This is a genomic window from Bacillus sp. D48C, from assembly GCF_053345735.1.
This window is the reverse complement of record NZ_JBKFAQ010000001.1, coordinates 751,162-766,864: the sequence shown is the minus strand read 5'-3', so window position 1 is coordinate 766,864 and position 15,703 is coordinate 751,162. Positions and strand designations below refer to the sequence as shown.

20 protein-coding genes are annotated in these 15,703 nt (G+C 35.6%); 7 read left to right on the top strand and 13 right to left on the bottom strand.

Annotated features, from left to right (window positions below; all coding sequences use genetic code 11):
- Nucleotides 1-5 precede the first annotated feature (5 nt).
- From spoVAE to dacF, 11 genes are all read right to left on the bottom strand, one after another.
- Nucleotides 6-356 carry a stage V sporulation protein AE gene (spoVAE, locus tag ACLBXA_RS04175; RefSeq protein WP_000345907.1) on the bottom strand — a complete coding sequence of 117 codons (351 nt, stop codon included), beginning with the start codon at nt 354-356 and terminating at the stop codon, nt 6-8.
- A 3-nt stretch (nt 357-359) separates the two neighbouring features.
- Nucleotides 360-1,376, bottom strand: a complete 1,017-nt coding sequence (spoVAD, locus tag ACLBXA_RS04170) for a stage V sporulation protein AD (RefSeq protein WP_001241139.1) — start codon at nt 1,374-1,376, stop codon at nt 360-362.
- Between the two features lie 13 nt (nt 1,377-1,389).
- Nucleotides 1,390-1,848: a stage V sporulation protein AC gene (gene spoVAC / locus ACLBXA_RS04165; protein ID WP_000203809.1), complete on the bottom strand. Its 459-nt coding sequence runs from the start codon at nt 1,846-1,848 to the stop codon at nt 1,390-1,392.
- Between the two features lie 14 nt (nt 1,849-1,862).
- A complete protein-coding gene (gene spoVAB, locus ACLBXA_RS04160) occupies nt 1,863-2,279 on the bottom strand; it encodes a stage V sporulation protein SpoVAB (RefSeq protein ID WP_000572938.1) in 417 nt (138 codons plus the stop codon).
- Nucleotides 2,272-2,892, bottom strand: a complete 621-nt coding sequence (locus ACLBXA_RS04155; RefSeq protein ID WP_000438368.1) for a stage V sporulation protein AA — start codon at nt 2,890-2,892, stop codon at nt 2,272-2,274. Before ACLBXA_RS04155 ends, spoVAB begins: the two co-directional genes overlap by 8 nt.
- A gap of 115 nt (nt 2,893-3,007) precedes the next feature.
- The gene (locus ACLBXA_RS04150; RefSeq protein ID WP_000016826.1) at nt 3,008-3,106 is read right to left on the bottom strand and encodes a methionine/alanine import family NSS transporter small subunit; all 99 of its coding nucleotides are present in this window, start codon (nt 3,104-3,106) and stop codon (nt 3,008-3,010) included.
- Nucleotides 3,106-4,632 carry a sodium-dependent transporter gene (locus tag ACLBXA_RS04145; RefSeq protein ID WP_000450088.1) on the bottom strand — a complete coding sequence of 509 codons (1,527 nt, stop codon included), beginning with the start codon at nt 4,630-4,632 and terminating at the stop codon, nt 3,106-3,108. The genes ACLBXA_RS04150 and ACLBXA_RS04145 overlap by 1 nt, the downstream gene beginning before the upstream one ends.
- 136 nt (nt 4,633-4,768) lie before the next feature.
- Nucleotides 4,769-5,527 carry an RNA polymerase sporulation sigma factor SigF gene (sigF, locus tag ACLBXA_RS04140; RefSeq protein ID WP_000350729.1) on the bottom strand — a complete coding sequence of 253 codons (759 nt, stop codon included), beginning with the start codon at nt 5,525-5,527 and terminating at the stop codon, nt 4,769-4,771.
- A gap of 12 nt (nt 5,528-5,539) precedes the next feature.
- Entirely contained in the window at nt 5,540-5,980 is a 441-nt protein-coding gene (gene spoIIAB / locus ACLBXA_RS04135; protein ID WP_001243398.1) for an anti-sigma F factor, read from the bottom strand.
- Nucleotides 5,981-6,331: an anti-sigma F factor antagonist gene (spoIIAA, locus tag ACLBXA_RS04130; protein WP_000059135.1), complete on the bottom strand. Its 351-nt coding sequence runs from the start codon at nt 6,329-6,331 to the stop codon at nt 5,981-5,983.
- 169 nt (nt 6,332-6,500) lie between these two features.
- Nucleotides 6,501-7,691, bottom strand: a complete 1,191-nt coding sequence (gene dacF / locus ACLBXA_RS04125) for a serine-type D-Ala-D-Ala carboxypeptidase DacF (protein WP_000832002.1) — start codon at nt 7,689-7,691, stop codon at nt 6,501-6,503.
- A gap of 166 nt (nt 7,692-7,857) precedes the next feature.
- Between dacF and ACLBXA_RS04120 the strand changes: the two genes are divergently transcribed.
- Genes ACLBXA_RS04120 through ACLBXA_RS04100 form a run of 5 tightly spaced genes read left to right on the top strand, consistent with a single transcriptional unit; the run spans nt 7,858 to nt 12,342 of the window.
- On the top strand, nt 7,858-8,277 hold the full coding sequence (locus ACLBXA_RS04120; RefSeq protein WP_000548027.1) for a GntR family transcriptional regulator: 420 nt from the start codon (nt 7,858-7,860) through the stop codon (nt 8,275-8,277).
- Nucleotides 8,243-9,124, top strand: coding sequence for an ABC transporter ATP-binding protein (locus tag ACLBXA_RS04115; protein ID WP_000922124.1), 882 nt, complete (start codon nt 8,243-8,245; stop codon nt 9,122-9,124). Before ACLBXA_RS04120 ends, ACLBXA_RS04115 begins: the two co-directional genes overlap by 35 nt.
- Nucleotides 9,114-10,178: an ABC transporter permease gene (locus ACLBXA_RS04110; RefSeq protein WP_000468519.1), complete on the top strand. Its 1,065-nt coding sequence runs from the start codon at nt 9,114-9,116 to the stop codon at nt 10,176-10,178. The genes ACLBXA_RS04115 and ACLBXA_RS04110 overlap by 11 nt, the downstream gene beginning before the upstream one ends.
- Nucleotides 10,179-10,190: 12 nt before the next feature.
- Nucleotides 10,191-11,255, top strand: coding sequence for an ABC transporter permease subunit (locus ACLBXA_RS04105; RefSeq protein WP_000486555.1), 1,065 nt, complete (start codon nt 10,191-10,193; stop codon nt 11,253-11,255).
- A 37-nt stretch (nt 11,256-11,292) separates the two neighbouring features.
- The gene (locus ACLBXA_RS04100) at nt 11,293-12,342 is read left to right on the top strand and encodes an ABC-2 transporter permease (protein ID WP_000468504.1); all 1,050 of its coding nucleotides are present in this window, start codon (nt 11,293-11,295) and stop codon (nt 12,340-12,342) included.
- Between the two features lie 19 nt (nt 12,343-12,361).
- Here the strand turns inward: ACLBXA_RS04100 and ACLBXA_RS04095 are convergent, their stop codons facing one another.
- Complete coding sequence (locus ACLBXA_RS04095) at nt 12,362-12,907, bottom strand: hypothetical protein (protein WP_000873788.1); 546 nt, start codon at nt 12,905-12,907, stop codon at nt 12,362-12,364.
- A 99-nt stretch (nt 12,908-13,006) separates the two neighbouring features.
- Nucleotides 13,007-13,426, bottom strand: coding sequence for a MarR family winged helix-turn-helix transcriptional regulator (locus ACLBXA_RS04090; protein WP_001003307.1), 420 nt, complete (start codon nt 13,424-13,426; stop codon nt 13,007-13,009).
- A 159-nt stretch (nt 13,427-13,585) separates the two neighbouring features.
- On the opposite strand from ACLBXA_RS04090, the gene ACLBXA_RS04085 reads away from it, so the two are divergent.
- Together ACLBXA_RS04085 and ACLBXA_RS04080 are read left to right on the top strand one after the other, a co-directional pair.
- On the top strand, nt 13,586-14,257 hold the full coding sequence (locus tag ACLBXA_RS04085; protein WP_001161431.1) for an SIMPL domain-containing protein: 672 nt from the start codon (nt 13,586-13,588) through the stop codon (nt 14,255-14,257).
- 134 nt (nt 14,258-14,391) lie between these two features.
- The gene (locus ACLBXA_RS04080; protein ID WP_447617108.1) at nt 14,392-15,681 is read left to right on the top strand and encodes an NCS2 family permease; all 1,290 of its coding nucleotides are present in this window, start codon (nt 14,392-14,394) and stop codon (nt 15,679-15,681) included.
- Nucleotides 15,682-15,703: the final 22 nt, after the last annotated feature.

Here is a 15,703-nt window from a genome sequence, read left to right as displayed (position 1 = left end):
TTGATTTATCCTTTCGGTTTACATATAAGTGCTATAAAAAACGAAAACAATATCGCTGCGGAAATGCCCGCAGACGTTAAACTAAACATGCCAATACCAATTCCTAAATATCCATGTTTTTCTGCTGCATGCATTGCTCCGTGCAATAGTGAATGTCCAAAACTTGTAATAGGGACTGTTGCTCCAGCACCTGCAAACTTTATTAGTTTATCGTACAATCCAAATCCATCTAAAATTGCTCCGATGACTACAAAAGTTGCCATTAAATGAGCTGGTGTTAACTTTGCGAAATCTAACAATAGTTGCCCAATTACACAAATAGCTCCACCTACAAGAAATGCATATATAAAATCCACAATTCACTCTCCTTTAACTCTTTCAAATACGACACCATGTGCAATTGTTGGAATCGTTTCTTTCTGTTGCATCATCATCGGGCTTAATAATGCGCCAGTGGCAACGACAAAAATTCGTTGTAAATTCCCTTTTTGCATCTCGTGTAATAAATGGCCATATGTGACAACTGCTGAACAAGCGCAACCACTACCACCTGCAAACACTTCTTCTTGACTTGATTCATAAATCATCAATCCGCAATCATTGTATATATGCCCAAGATCGTAACCTTCCTCAAGTAAAAGTTGTTTTGCAATCGGCGTCCCAACAGCTGATAAATCACCCGTAACAATTAAATCATAATCATCGGCACTTCTTCTTAAATCTTCAAAATGCTGTTGAATTGTATGAGCTGCTGCTGGAGCCATCGCTGCCCCCATATCCAAAGGATTTGTGATTCCTAAATCTTGCACTTTTCCGATTGTAGCCGCCGTAATTTTAATCGCACTTTTTTCATTGCTAATTAATATAGATCCTGCACCAGTCACAGTTGAATTTGCTGTCCCTGGCTTTTGCCCACCATACTCTGTTGGATAGCGAAATTGTCTTTCAGCCGTTGCATTATGACTACTTACTGTAGCTAAGACACGATTTGCAAATCCACCGTCTATAAAAGCTGAGCCAACTGCTAAAGTCTCCATAGACGTCGCACAAGCGCTAAACATTCCTAAAAAAGGAATGCCCCACTTACGCGCAACATAATTTGCTGTCACTGTTTGATTTAATAAATCTCCCGCTAAAAAGAAATCAATTTGCGATGTTTTTATATTCCCTTTTTGCACTGCTTGTTGAATTGAGTCTGACATTAATCTTCGTTCGGCGAGCTCCCAATTTTCCTCTCCACAATGCAAGTCATCGTATGAAATATCAAAATCTTTTCCAAGAGGGCCCTCAGCTTCTTTCGGACCGACAGCAGTACCCGTTGCATTCACATATATATCATTTTGAAATACCCACGTTTGTTTTCCGGTCAACCTCATACTAGCCCCTCCTTTAAGACATAAAAACTTTAAAGGTATACCTTATTAACCCAATGATATATGCACCAACAACCCCAAATACAATTACACTTCCTGCCAGTTTAAACATATTTGTAGCAATCCCTAGAACAATCCCTTCACTCTTATGCTCTAAGGCAGCGCTCGCCATAGAATTTGCAAATCCTGTCACCGGCACCGCTGATCCTGCTCCAGCAAATTGACCGATTTTATCATATACACCACATCCTGTTAAAATCGCGGATAATAAAACAAGCGTTGCAACAGTTGGGTTTCCTGCCTCTTGTTCACTGAAGTGAAAATAATGTATATAAAATTTCATCAATACTTCTCCAACTGTACAAATGAGTCCACCTACAAGAAATGCTTTGATACAATTTAGTAAATAGTTTGGCTTTGGATGATACTCCTTCACTTTATTTATGTAATCATCCTTCAATTTCTGACTTGTCATTTATATACTGCCTCCTACTTTACGAAATAAATCCAGTGAAACAACGATCCTATTACTTTCCCAAGTACAATAGCAATGAGTAAAACAACAATCTTCCCCTCTACCCCTACTCGTTTCGCTAAAATAGGTAGAACATTTAACACCTCTGTTAATGCCGCAGCAAGCATTCCAATGAACGTGCCACAAAATATCCCTAATATAACGAGCCAATATTGCGATGTTTGAAATGTAATGTTTTTCAAACTACACCAAGCCCCTGTTAAAGTACCTGCAATGACTGCCCACTCAAAATATTGAATATGCTTTCCACTTCTCGTTAATTGAGCTAAACGGGGGATTATACCAAGTACAGCTAAAAATGCGACATACCCGCTACCTACCGCAATCCCTCCAGCTAAACCAATTAAAATAACAAATCCAGACTCAATCATCGGCAAGTTGTTTCATATTATCCTTGTTTTCATTAACGATTACATATTGATCAAGCGACTGTTGGTATTGAAACATCTCAACTTCTAGCGGACTTGGCTCTTCATTAATTCGCTTTTGAAATACATGATTAAAGAATAAAACCATCCCTAAGCCAAGACCTAAAGAATAAGGAATTTGAAATAAAAGTGGTTGCGCATTAAATTCTCCAGTAATCATGTAATATAACCGTTGATGTACTTGTTGCATACTTACATCTTCATGGAAATAAATGATCGCAAGGGCCGCTCCAATGAAAAGTAACAGCCATACAAGCCCGAAAAAAACTGGATGCGCCTTCTTTTTTTCGTATATAATTTCAACAAGAGTTTGTCCAGAACCGAGTAAATTAATTTGTACATGAGATGCTTTCTGTTGAATAATCTCAATTACTTTCATAACATCAATTACAACATGCGTCTTATCATGCGCTGTTATTTTGTAAACTATCTCATTTTGTAACAACTCAACTACAGAAGAATCTCCGGCAAGTTGAGCAACATCGCCCAGCTTTACTTCATAAGTAGGAGAAACTTTTAAACGATTGCGCATTTTAATATAAATCGTTTGTTCCAACTTTCATTCACCCCTTCACTCTTCCTCGTAGTTGTAGTATGGTTATTGAATTTTTTTCTAATACAATTTTTTCATAAAAAAACATCTGCACCATTTTGGTGCAGATGTTTTTTACTTATGCCTTTTTCTTAAATAAGTTTGCAATACTTAATGCAAGCCCTCCCCAAATGACTACGATTCCAATAACCATCATCATAATCGCTGATCCACTCATTATGAAACACCTCGATCTTTCCATTCTTTTTCAAGTTTGGCAGAGTCCGAATGAATTTGTGCATCCCATTTTTTCAGACCAATGATTATTGCAACTATGAGGAATGCTGCTGCTATCGACCAACCATACGTTACAACAAACTCAGTCGGATAATCTCCATAGTTCTTTTTAATATTTTGGATTGTACCATCAATTAGCATATACCCTAACATAAGCGGAGTAATAACGAGTAAACTCACTCTCCAAAACGTTCCTAATTTAATATCAGATACAAAGTTTGCATGATTTTGATAAACTGGTAAACGACGTAAAATGAGCCCTATCGTAACTACTTCCGCAAGTGCAATTGTAATTAATCCGAAATTATTAGCGAAATAGTCGACAACATCTAAGAACATAAGTCCACCACGTGTTGCAAAAACAAGAGAAACTAACACGAGAAGGGTTCCCATAATTCCAATGGTTTTTTCACGACTTAAACTGAATTTTTCAGATACAGCGGCAAAGCATACTTCCGCAAGTGAAATAAGTGATGTGATTCCAGCAACCGTTAACGATAAGAAAAATAATACACCAAACAACGGTGACATCGGCAACTCATTAATAATTTGCGGAAATACTACGAACGCAAGTCCAACGCCAGCACTTGCTACTTTATCAACCGGTACTCCCATATTATTTGCCATAAATCCAAGAGCTGCAAAGACTCCAATACCTGCTAATAATTCAAATCCTGAGTTTGCGAATCCAGTAATAAAGGCATTATTTGTTGTATCAGAGTTTTTCGGTAAATAACTAGAATACGTAATCATAATTCCAAATGCTAAAGATAAACTAAAGAATATTTGACCATAAGCAGCAAGCCATACTTTCCCATCAAAAATACGACTCCAATCTGGTTTAAAGAATGCATCTAGTCCTTGCATAGCACCTTCCATCGTCACTGCACGAACGACGATAATAAGGAACATAACAACTAATAAAGGAATAAATATACGGTTAACAACTTCGATTCCTTTTTTAACTCCTTTAAATGCAACGCCAAGCACAATAATCCAAACGAGAGCTAACGGAATTAATACTTCCGGTACAAGTCCTCCAAATTGTCCTGGCTTATCTGCAACATGTAAGTACTCTTTAAATAAAAATGATTGCGTGTCTTTTCCCCATGCTCCAGTAATTGCAAAGTATGTATACGATATAGACCAAGCAATAATCACTGCATAATATGTTGAAACGATAAATGTTACGCACATTTGCCACCATCCAATAAATTCGGCACGCGGGCTAATACGGAAAAATGTAAGTGGTGCTGAGCCACGATGACGATGACCAAGAGCAAACTCAAATGCTAACAATGAAATACCCGTCGTTAATAATGCAAATAAGTACGGTAAAAAGAATGCCCCGCCGCCATTTTCATACGCTGTATAAGGAAAACGCCATATGTTTCCTAATCCAACGGCAGATCCGACCGCTGCGAAAATAAATCCAGCTCTCGTTCCCCATTGTTGCCTCGTTTCCATGTTTCCTTCCCCCCTTTATGACAAGTTCATACTTGGATTATATTTTAAATTAACTAAATTATCAATAAATTCTGTTAATTTTTTCGAAAATTAACATCTCTCTCCTATTAACTTCATAAAAAAATCGAATAGACAATTATTCGTCTATTCGATCTTTCATCTGTTTTAATATTTTCTTTTCAAGTCTTGAAACTTGTACTTGCGAAATACCTATGCGCTCTGCTACTTCTGACTGTGTTTGATCTTTATAGTAACGCAAGTATACAATTAAGCGCTCTCGTTCATCTAGTTCTCTAATCGCTTCTTTTAAAGCAATTTTATCGAACCATTTCGTTTCAGATTGATCTGCAATTTGATCTAAAATAGTGATTGGATCACCGTCGTTTTCATATACAGTTTCATGTATAGATGAAGGCGCCCGGCTCGCTTCTTGTGCTAGAACAACTTCCTCTGGCGTTAGTTCTAGCGCCTCTGCCACCTCATTAATCGTTGGAGCCCTTCCGAACTCTTTCGAAAGCTCATCTCTCATCTTTCGAATTTTGTTCCCTGTTTCTTTTAAAGACCTACTAACTTTCACTGATCCATCATCACGTAAAAAACGTTGTATTTCTCCAATAATCATTGGAACTGCATATGTTGAAAATTTCACGTCGAAAGATAAATCAAATTTATCTACCGATTTCAAGAGCCCAATACATCCAATTTGAAATAGATCGTCTGGTTCGTATCCTCGATTAAGAAACCGCTGTACAACCGACCAAACGAGACGCATATTACTTTGAACGATTGTATCTCTCGCCTGTTGATCTCCATCTTGACTTTTTTGAATTAACGCTTTTAGCTCGTGGTCCTTTAACTGAGGTTTCTTCTTCTCATTTTTGACCTCTATGTCCATAGGCTATTCTCCTTAATTGCATAGAGCGTTACTATTTGATAAGTATTTTGTCAAATGGATTGTTGTCCCGAAAGATTCGTTTGAAATAACTTCTACTTCATCCATAAAATTTTCCATGATAGTAAATCCCATTCCGGAACGCTCTAATTCAGGTTTAGTTGTAAAAAGGGGTTGTCTCGCTTCATCTAAGTTAAAGATTCCAATCCCTTCATCTCGAATCGTGAGTTTCACCATTGCTTCTTCCAAAATTACAGAAATATAAACAATACCTTCTGCATTTCCTTCGTATCCATGAATAATTGCATTTGTAACCGCTTCTGACACAACTGTTTTGATCTCCGTTAATTCTTCCATCGTTGGATCTAGTTGTGCAATGAAAGCCGCCACTGTAACGCGAGCGAATGATTCATTTTGACTTAATGCTGAAAATTGAAGGTTCATTTCATTTCTCATCTATGCCACCCCCAACGTCGCGAGCGCGTGCGCTTCACTTTCTTCTAAGCGAACGATTTTGAATAAGCCCGACATTTCAAATAAACGCTTAACAGGCGGTGAAATTGCACAAACAACCATTTCTCCACCTAATCCCTTTACGTGTTTATATCGGCCTAATATAACACCTAGACCAGAACTATCCATAAACGATAAGTTCTCTAGGCTCAAAACAATATGATGAACACCATGTGTCTCAATCATATCTGTTACTTTCGTTCGCAACTCTTCAGCCGTATGATGATCTAATTCACCCTCTAGTCTCACACATAGGACGTCACGTTTTACTTCTAATTGCATGGAAAGACTCACACGATTTCCTCCTTATGCTCAAACTTTACTTATTCACATACATAAAGATTTTCGTGATATAAAATAAGAATCCTTCCTGCTGACAAAAGAAGAACTATTTCGTCATAAAGTGAAACCTTTCAGCATTATTCACTGGCATACGAATAGAAAAGCGGCAAACTATTTGCCGCTATTTTGATGTTGAAAACATCCCAAAACTTCTTTTAAATAACTCCCACCAGCTCGCTGCAGCAACATCTTCTTTTGCTACAATTGTTTGTTTTAATAAAACATCTTTATCTTTTTTAATAACAAGTGTGCCAAGCGCGTCACCTTTTTTAATCGGTGCTTTTACTTTCTTTTCAGCAATTACTTCTTGTTTTACCTTGTCCATACTCTCGCCCTTCTTCATAAGAAGAGAAACATTATCTGACGCAACTAAATCTATTTTTTCTTTTTTCCCTTTTCCTACTTGAACTGTCTTAATTTTTTCGCCGCGCGTATACAATTTCTTTGTCATATATTGTCCAAATGCATAGTCAAGAAGCTTCGTCACTTCGTTGTTCCGTTCTTTTGATGTTGGTGCTCCCATGACAACTGAAATGACACGCATGCCATTTTTTTGAGCCGATGCTGTTAAACAATATTTCGCTTCTGTCGTAAAACCTGTTTTTACTCCATCTACGCCAGGATAAAAACGTACTAGCTTATTCGTATTAACGAGCCAAAACTTTTTATCCGTATCTTCACGTAAATAATCTTCGTACTTACCTGTGTATTTACGAATAAGTGGATACTTCATCAATTCTCTCGCCATTATAGCCATATCATTTGCTGTCGAATAATGGTCTTTGGCCGGAAGACCTGTTGGGTTTTGAAAATGTGTATTTTTCAACCCTAGATCTTTCGCCTTTTTGTTCATCATATTTACAAATCCTTCTTCTGAACCTGCGATATGCTCAGCTACTGCAACAGATGCGTCATTTCCAGATGCAATTGCAATACCCTTTAACATCTCATTTACAGTCATCTCTTCCCCAGGTTCTAAAAAGATTTGCGATCCACCCATTGAAGCTGCATGTTCGCTCGCTCTAACTTTATCGGTCAGTTTTAGTTTTCCTTTTTCAACTTGTTCCATAATTAAAAGCATTGTCATAATCTTTGTCATACTAGCAGGTGGTAATTTTTCATTTGGGTTTTTATCAAATAAAACTTTACCTGTATCTTGCTCAATTACGATTGCTGACGACGCTTGTTCCGCTAACTTCGGCGTTGTTTCTTCTGTTTTCTCCTGCTTCGTTTTCTCAGATTGCGCAAAACTCACTGAAGTTCCAGAAAGCAATAACATGAAACAAACAAGTATTCCAAAAACTCGCTTCATGACTAACCCTCCATTCTATATCAGACCTATTTTTTCCAATTTCTCTTTTTTTAATACCAATTTTTTCTATTATTTTCATTTGACAAATACATTCGTCCCCTATATTGTATTAAGTGTATTACACACAGTAGTACACTTAATACATATGAGGAAGGAGACATTGCTCTTGCATATTCAACTTGACCCAAGAAGCAACACTCCGATATGGGAACAAATTGTTCAAAATATAAAAGAACTCGTATTGAAAAACATGTTGGCTCCAAGTGATAAACTTCCTTCTGTACGCGAGCTCGCTTCTTTACTCGTTATAAATCCAAATACAGTGAGTAAAGCGTATCAAGAGTTAGAGCGACAAGGAATTATTGAAACGTTACGAGGAAAAGGAACATTTGTATCCCAATCGATTACCCCAACATTAGACGAAAGGAAAATCGCTATGGTTGAAAAGCAATTTCATCAATTACTATTAGAAGCCTCTTATCTTGGTATTACGAAAGATAAAATTCATGATTGGATAGATTCATACTATAAAGAGATTGGAGGAAATACGGATGTTGAAAGTGACAAGCTTGAAGAAAACAATTGATAATCAAACAATTTTAGACGATGTTTCTTTCACATTACAAAAAGGTAGTATCGTCGGATTACTTGGAAGAAATGGTGCGGGGAAAACAACTTTATTACGAACGATAGTCGGTATTTTAGACCCAGATGAGGGAACTGTTACATATGAGGATATCGACATTCATAAAAATCCTGAAACGAAACAAAAAATCGTATATGTTCCGGATTCTACTAACATACTGAACGGTTATACAGTAAAAGAAATCGTGAAGTTTTATAAAGCAGTTTATACAGCATTTGATGAACCATATTTCTACGAACTACTAGAACGTTTCAATTTACCAAACAAACGAATTCGTAGTTATTCAAAAGGAATGAAAGCACTGCTTGCCATCATTTTAGCTGTTGCTGCACAGGCAGAATATATTATTTTAGATGAACCAACAAACGGACTTGATCCTATCGTTAAAAGACAGATTTTACAGTTTCTCGTTGGAGAAGTTGCAGAAAAAGAGATTACCATTTTCATATCTACCCATCATTTAGATGAAGTTGAACAAATTGCAGATACAATCATTATTTTAAAAGGACATACTGTATCTTCTATTACATCACTAGACGATGCAAAATCACAATTTGCTAAAATCCAAGTAGCCTATGAACGCTCATTACCTCAAAAACTAGAAAACTTAAGCAATATTAAAATATTAAACCAAACGGGAAAAGTATATACAATCTTAATTGAGGGAAATGTAGCTACAACACTGGAGAAGTTTTATAAAGAGCAACCTATACTCATTGAAGAACTAACAATGTCACTTGAAGATGTCTTCGTTACGACACTGGAGGAGGATGGGTATGTTTCATAAAGCGTTGTGGATGTGGAATTGGAAGCGCGGGAAATATGCTGCGTTACTGTTTTTCTTTAGTTCGCTTTACTTGTTATCTTTTAGCTACTATAAAAGTGCTCAGAGACAACTTGCTGAGTATTACGAATTACAAGAAAAAGGTAAACAGTATTATTATTTTTATGCCTTTTCGCCAGGCGAAGGTAATAGTTTTTGGTTAACTGTTCTTATCATTGCTTTAGCCTGCTTATTGATAGGATGGGAACGTAGCAACCAATCTAATACACTACTTATGACGATGCCTTTTAAAAGAAAAGATGTCTTCTTATCTAAATGGGCTTTCGGTTCCTTTTGTATTGTGAGCTCGTTACTTATAAATTGGATTCTTATGTATGTTATTTATAGAACAACTATTCATTTTGATTATCAATCATTTAGTCCATTTCATCGATACTTTCTTTATGCGATTGTTTCTTATGCAGCAGTATATACAGCTGCACTATGCATCGGTACTTTTACTGGAAGCGTTGTTTCGCAGGTTGTTTTTTGTATTCCTTGGTTACTAATGGGGCTTACATTTATTCCACTAGTGTACACTTTTACGATAAATCACTTAGAAGCTACCGATACTAAAAATTATAAGTTAGATGAACAACTTTACGAAATTAATCAAAAAACAAATATAGTTGCACCAATATATAATTTCACGATTTATTACCATTATGATCCTGAATCACGTAAAAAAGAAAAGAACTCAACTATTTTAAGAGATCCAGCATCTTATCACTATTATTCAGCTAAATCGATGTTAGTCTCTATTTTTTATACAATAGTTTACTTACTACTTGGAACATATTTATATACACGATCACCAAATGAAAACACTCAAAAGATATTTATTTTCCAAAAACATTTACGAATATGGATATGGGGGACAACCATTTACTTTGCATTACTAGGTGGCTATAAACTAAATCAATTTAATTTCTTACTTAACTACTATATTTGTTTGTTTCTCACTGGAATCATTACTTATGTTATATTATCACGCCTAACAAATTATAAAGTTTTTTAAAGGAGAGATCCTATGTTTCAAAAAGCACTATGGCTAAGAACATATCAACAAAGTAAATATGTTGTATGGTTATTTTGGCTCGTCAGCTTCTATACTTTGTCATATTACTACTATATGACTTCTATTCAACAGCAACAATTTCTAAATGACAATAAAAAGTGGAACTATGTATATCATTACAATTTTGATTTAACACTCATAAATCCCGTCACACTGTTAGGTATTGTGCTTATCTTGCTAGCTTGTACGTTAATTGGATGGGAAAGACAAAATAACGCTAGCGACTTGTTATGGTCTATGCCCTTTAAACGTTCACACCTCTATATAACAAAGTGGTTGTTTGGAATCTGTAATATCGCCGCTGTTGTCATTTTAAACTGGGGACTATTTGCTATTATGAAAAAGTTGACTTTTCATAATAAATATCAAGTATTCTCCCCATTCCATAGTTATTTTATATACATGTTAATTGTATTAATCGCTATTTATACACTTGCCTTATGTATAGGAACAATCGCTGGGAATGTTATATCGCAAGGATTTCTCACTGCAGCTCTATTCATGTTCCCAATGTTAATTCCAGCACTTATTTCAGGAGTCATTGCTGTTCACTCGAATATAGATTTTCATGAAAACAATGGAATTATGCACCGTTTTTTGGAAAACATCCGTATTTCTGGTCCAGTAGAAGATTTTCGTATTAGATTTGATTATAATCCACAAAGTGCCTATACCGATTCTGATGAAGTGCGTCATAACGAACCAAACTTTACAAAAATCCCTTCAGCAAAATTATTGATTGCGCCTATTATACATACCATTATTTTATTACCCTTGGGTATATATTTATATGTTCGTTCAGTCAATGAGCGAAACGGTAGCTTCTTACTTTATCCGAATTTACAAAAAATAGTTATAGGCCTTGCTGTTTTCTTTATAGGAATCGTTGCTGGTTTAGTCTTAAGGGGAGATAAATCATTACTTAATTTTTACATTGGATTTTTTGGCGCAAGCACAATGAGCTATTTTCTTCTATCCAAACTATTGAAATGGAAGTTCTCTTGGAACGCTAAATAAACTCATCATTATCACAATTTTGTACTGGAGGGATTACATGTTTCATAAAGCTTTATGGCTCCATCATTACAAACAAAGTAAGTACATTCTTTTACTCTTTGCTTGTAGTAGTTTTTGGTTTTTACCTATTAACTATTTTAGGGATTTACAGGTTAAACCAAACGAAGATGGCTATTTCTTTTATAGTTTAAATGGGGATACTCTTATTATCCCCTTCATTCCAATTTTCATATTACTTGCCTGTTCATTAATCAGTTGGGAAAGACATAATCAAACAGACTATCTGTTATTTGCAATGCCATTCACAAGAAAAGAGCTTTTTCTTTCTAAGTGGCTGTTCGGGACAACCGCAATTATATTCATAATAGGTATTAATGCCATCGTATTGTATTTCATCCTAAAAATTAATCTTTTTAGCCAACACCAATCTTTTGGGCCAATGGGTACATTATTATGTTATGTTACCATTACATGGATGGCAATTTTTACAATAGCTATTTTTATCGGAACAATTGCTGGCAATGTCATTTCGCATAGTATATTAAGCTTAATTTTCATTATATTACCATCTGGAATAGGCATGTTACTGTTTCACTTTTCTTGGATTCACACAAATGTATCTACAACTGAATTTTTCCTTAAAAAAACGAATTATGCATCATATATAGAAAATATTGAAGTTTTCGCACCTACTAATAATACTTATATATCTTATACATTTAATCCCAAAGTAAAAGAAGATGGCAATAATAATTCAAAAGAATCCGTTAAGGAGCACCATCAATTCATGCCCATCTGGAAGATTTCCACACCGATTCTTTATATTCTCATTCTTTTACCATTAGGAGTATTTTTATATGATCGAACTCCAAATGAAAATAGCGGTAAAATATTATTATTCACTAAACTACATGTTTTATTTATACCATGTGCCACAATATGTTTTGCCTTATTAGGAGGTCGGATAACAGGTGGAAAAAATGATCCTCTATTAAATTATTACACCGGATTCATAATAATAGGATTATTTAGCTATGTAATACTTAACTATTTGGTCAATAAAAAGTTTTTACTTCATACGAAATAACCTCCTCTTAAAGAGGAGGTTATTTCACATTCTCTCTCCTATCCCCATACACCATCTCTTCTTTCATCCCAAATCCATCACCATTTTGCACAATTTGCTCTGTCGGTGCAACTACACTTTCGGCAATTTTCCATTCCCCACGCTCTTTTACAAATACTTGTAGAAAATAGTTCATACCATCTAATTGATATGCATTTTCTTTTTTCACATTATAGTGAATCGCAATGTAGTACACTTGAATGTTTTCTTTCCCTATTTTTGATACGTATTGCGATAGTCTCGGTATATAAAGTGCTGCTTTCTGAAAAGATAGTTGCTTCGCTTTAACAAACGATGAACTTGTTACATTACGTAATGTGTCCCGATTACGAATATTATCGCTATGGTGAAATAATACTGCGTTTTGCATAGAACGAACCCATAATTTCGAATATAAAACTGTATTATCAGTTTCAATGTACTTCACTTCTTTTCGCACCACTTGGATAGGCGTATCTGCGTACGTGAATGTTTTAAAATAGAAAAAACTACCAAATAAAATGGTAAGTGCAGCAATATATTTCATAATCTTTCCTCCGATCTTTTAATTAAAGTATCGGAGTTTCAAAATATTTTTATTCAAAAGAAAAAGGATAGGAATGCTTTCGCTTCCTATCCTCATTTATTATAATACGCGGCCAAATAGTTCTAAGACCATTTCTATTTCTTGGTCGCTCCAACCTTTAAATCTCTCTTTATAATATTCTTTACGCACAGCTTCAAGTTTTTCAGTTACTTCTCTTCCGTGCTCTGTAATTTCTAAGTACACGATACGACGATCTGAATTAGAACGTTTTCTTTCTACTAATCCTTTTCGTACAAGTCGATCTGTAACAGCTGTAATATGACTGGAGGTTACGTTTACTTCACTCGCAATTTGCGAAGCCATCTGTGGACTGTTTAAAAATAACGCACGTAATACAGAAAATTCATTATATGGCATATGTTCTGCAAAACGTGTATTAATATCATTTTGTAATAAACGTATCATTTTTCGAAATGATGCAGATAAATCTAAAATCAGCGTTTCTCTTTTTTCGTTCAATAGCCTCGTCCCTTTTTTATCATATTTACACATATTATAATCTATAAATACCTATATTGTATATGATTTCTTTCCTCAACATTCTCATTTATGTAACTTTTTTCATATAAATTTCTTTTTTGTTCACACATATACATATAAAAAGGATGGTGATGGAAAATGCAGGGTGGAATAAATCCTTATTTACACAACGTACGCACAGCTAATACTGGTAAAGAAGCTACTATTACTGTACAAGGCGAAGGCGTTGTCAAAGCAAAACCAAACGTTGTTATATTAACGCTTGGCATTCGAACTGATAGTAAAAATGTAAAACAAGCGCAGGAAGAAAATGCAGTACAATCAAAACAATTACTGGATGCACTTAAACAGCTTGGTATTGCCGATAAAGATATAGAAACGATTTCTTATACGATCACTCCTCAATACGAATATGTAAATGATAAAGCATTGCTCCAAGGATACCGTGTGGAGCATTTGTATGAAATTACCGTTTTAAATGTACAAAAAGCTGGGGAAGTATATGATATAGCCGTATCAAATGGCGCAAATGTAGCAAAAGGTTTACGTTTCCGAGTATCTCATCCAAATAAATATTATGAGAAGGCTCTCATTCAAGCTCTGCACCAGGCAGTAGAAAAAGCTCGTGCTATTGCGAGTACATATAATCTAAATATTAATCCTGTTCCCCTCTCATTCGTTGAAGAATCTGCCCAATTACCACGGGAGGTTACGTCTTATGCTACTTTACATGCACAAGCAGCCCCGCCCATTCAATCTGGTGAATTAGAAATCATTTCATCCATACGGGCTATTTTTACGTATTTATAACGAATTCTCTTTACAAGTAAACGTTATCATTTTACTTGTTGTAAAAACATGATGTTCTGATATAATAAAGGACGGTGAGCTCTTACAAAAGAGATATCACGGGTGGGAGAGGGATATGAAAAAGAAGGTTTAACATGAAAGGAATACTTGAAAGAACATTTAAATTAGGTTTACACGAAACATCACCAAAACAAGAAGTTTTAGCTGGAGTTACGTCATTTTTCACAATCGTATATATTATGATTGTAAATGCGTCCATCTTATCAGATGCTGGCATTCCTCTTGAAGCTGGAATTTTAGCAACTGTTTTTAGTTCATTTGTCGGATGTCTACTCATGGCATTTTGGGCAAATGCACCTGCTATTCTTGTCCCTGGTATGGGTGTAAATGCATTCTTCACGTACACAGCTGTGCATACGCTTGGACTAACTTGGCAAGAAGCATTAGCTGATGTCTTTATCTCTGGTATTATTTTTGCAATTGCCGCTTTTACACCAATCGCTCGCGTGCTATCAGTATCAATTCCAAAGTCATTAAAGGAAGCGATTACTGTCGGCATTGGATTATTTTTAGCGTTTATCGGATTGCAAAAAGGTGGTTTAGTCGTTTCGAACCCAAATACTGCTGTGGCAATGGGGAAATTAAGTAATCCTGTCGTTCTTGCGACATTACTTACTCTTATCATTGCACTTGTATTATTTATTCGTAACGTACGTGGAAACTTTTTATGGACGATTGCAATAGGAACTGGTATCTCATGGTTATTTGGTCTTGTGGATACGAGTCAAATGGGAAATAGTTCATTCTCATTCGCTAATTACGGTGATGTGTTTGGAGCTATGTCATTTGGGAAACTTTCTTCCTTACCATTTTGGATTGCAACATTCTCTTTAAGCATGGTGCTTATTTTTGAGAACATGGGACTTCTGCACGGTTTATTAGAAGATGATCGTAAATTCCCACGTGCTTACCAAGCCAATGCAATTTCAGCAATGACATGTGGTCTATTTGGCACAAGCCCTACCGTTTCAACAGTAGAAAGTGCCGCAGGTATTACTGCAGGTGGTAAGACAGGTCTGACGTCTATCGTTACTGGGTTGCTATTCTTTGCATCACTGTTTGCTCTTCCATTTGTCAAATTAATTCCTGATAGTGCCATTGCACCAATCTTAATTATTATTGGCGGTCTGATGATTACAAGCATTCAACAAATTCCTCTGAACGACTTTTCAGAAGGATTTCCAGCATTCTTAATTATCGTTATGATCCCGCTCACATATAGTATCGCTGATGGCATTGCGTTCGGATTTATTGCTTACCCTATCTTAAAAGTTGCTCTTGGAAAGCGTAAAGAAGTCGCACCATCTATGTATATCATTACATGCTTATTCTTAGCTATGTTTGTATTACATGCTATTGGTTAAGAAAAAACACCGAGGAAATCCT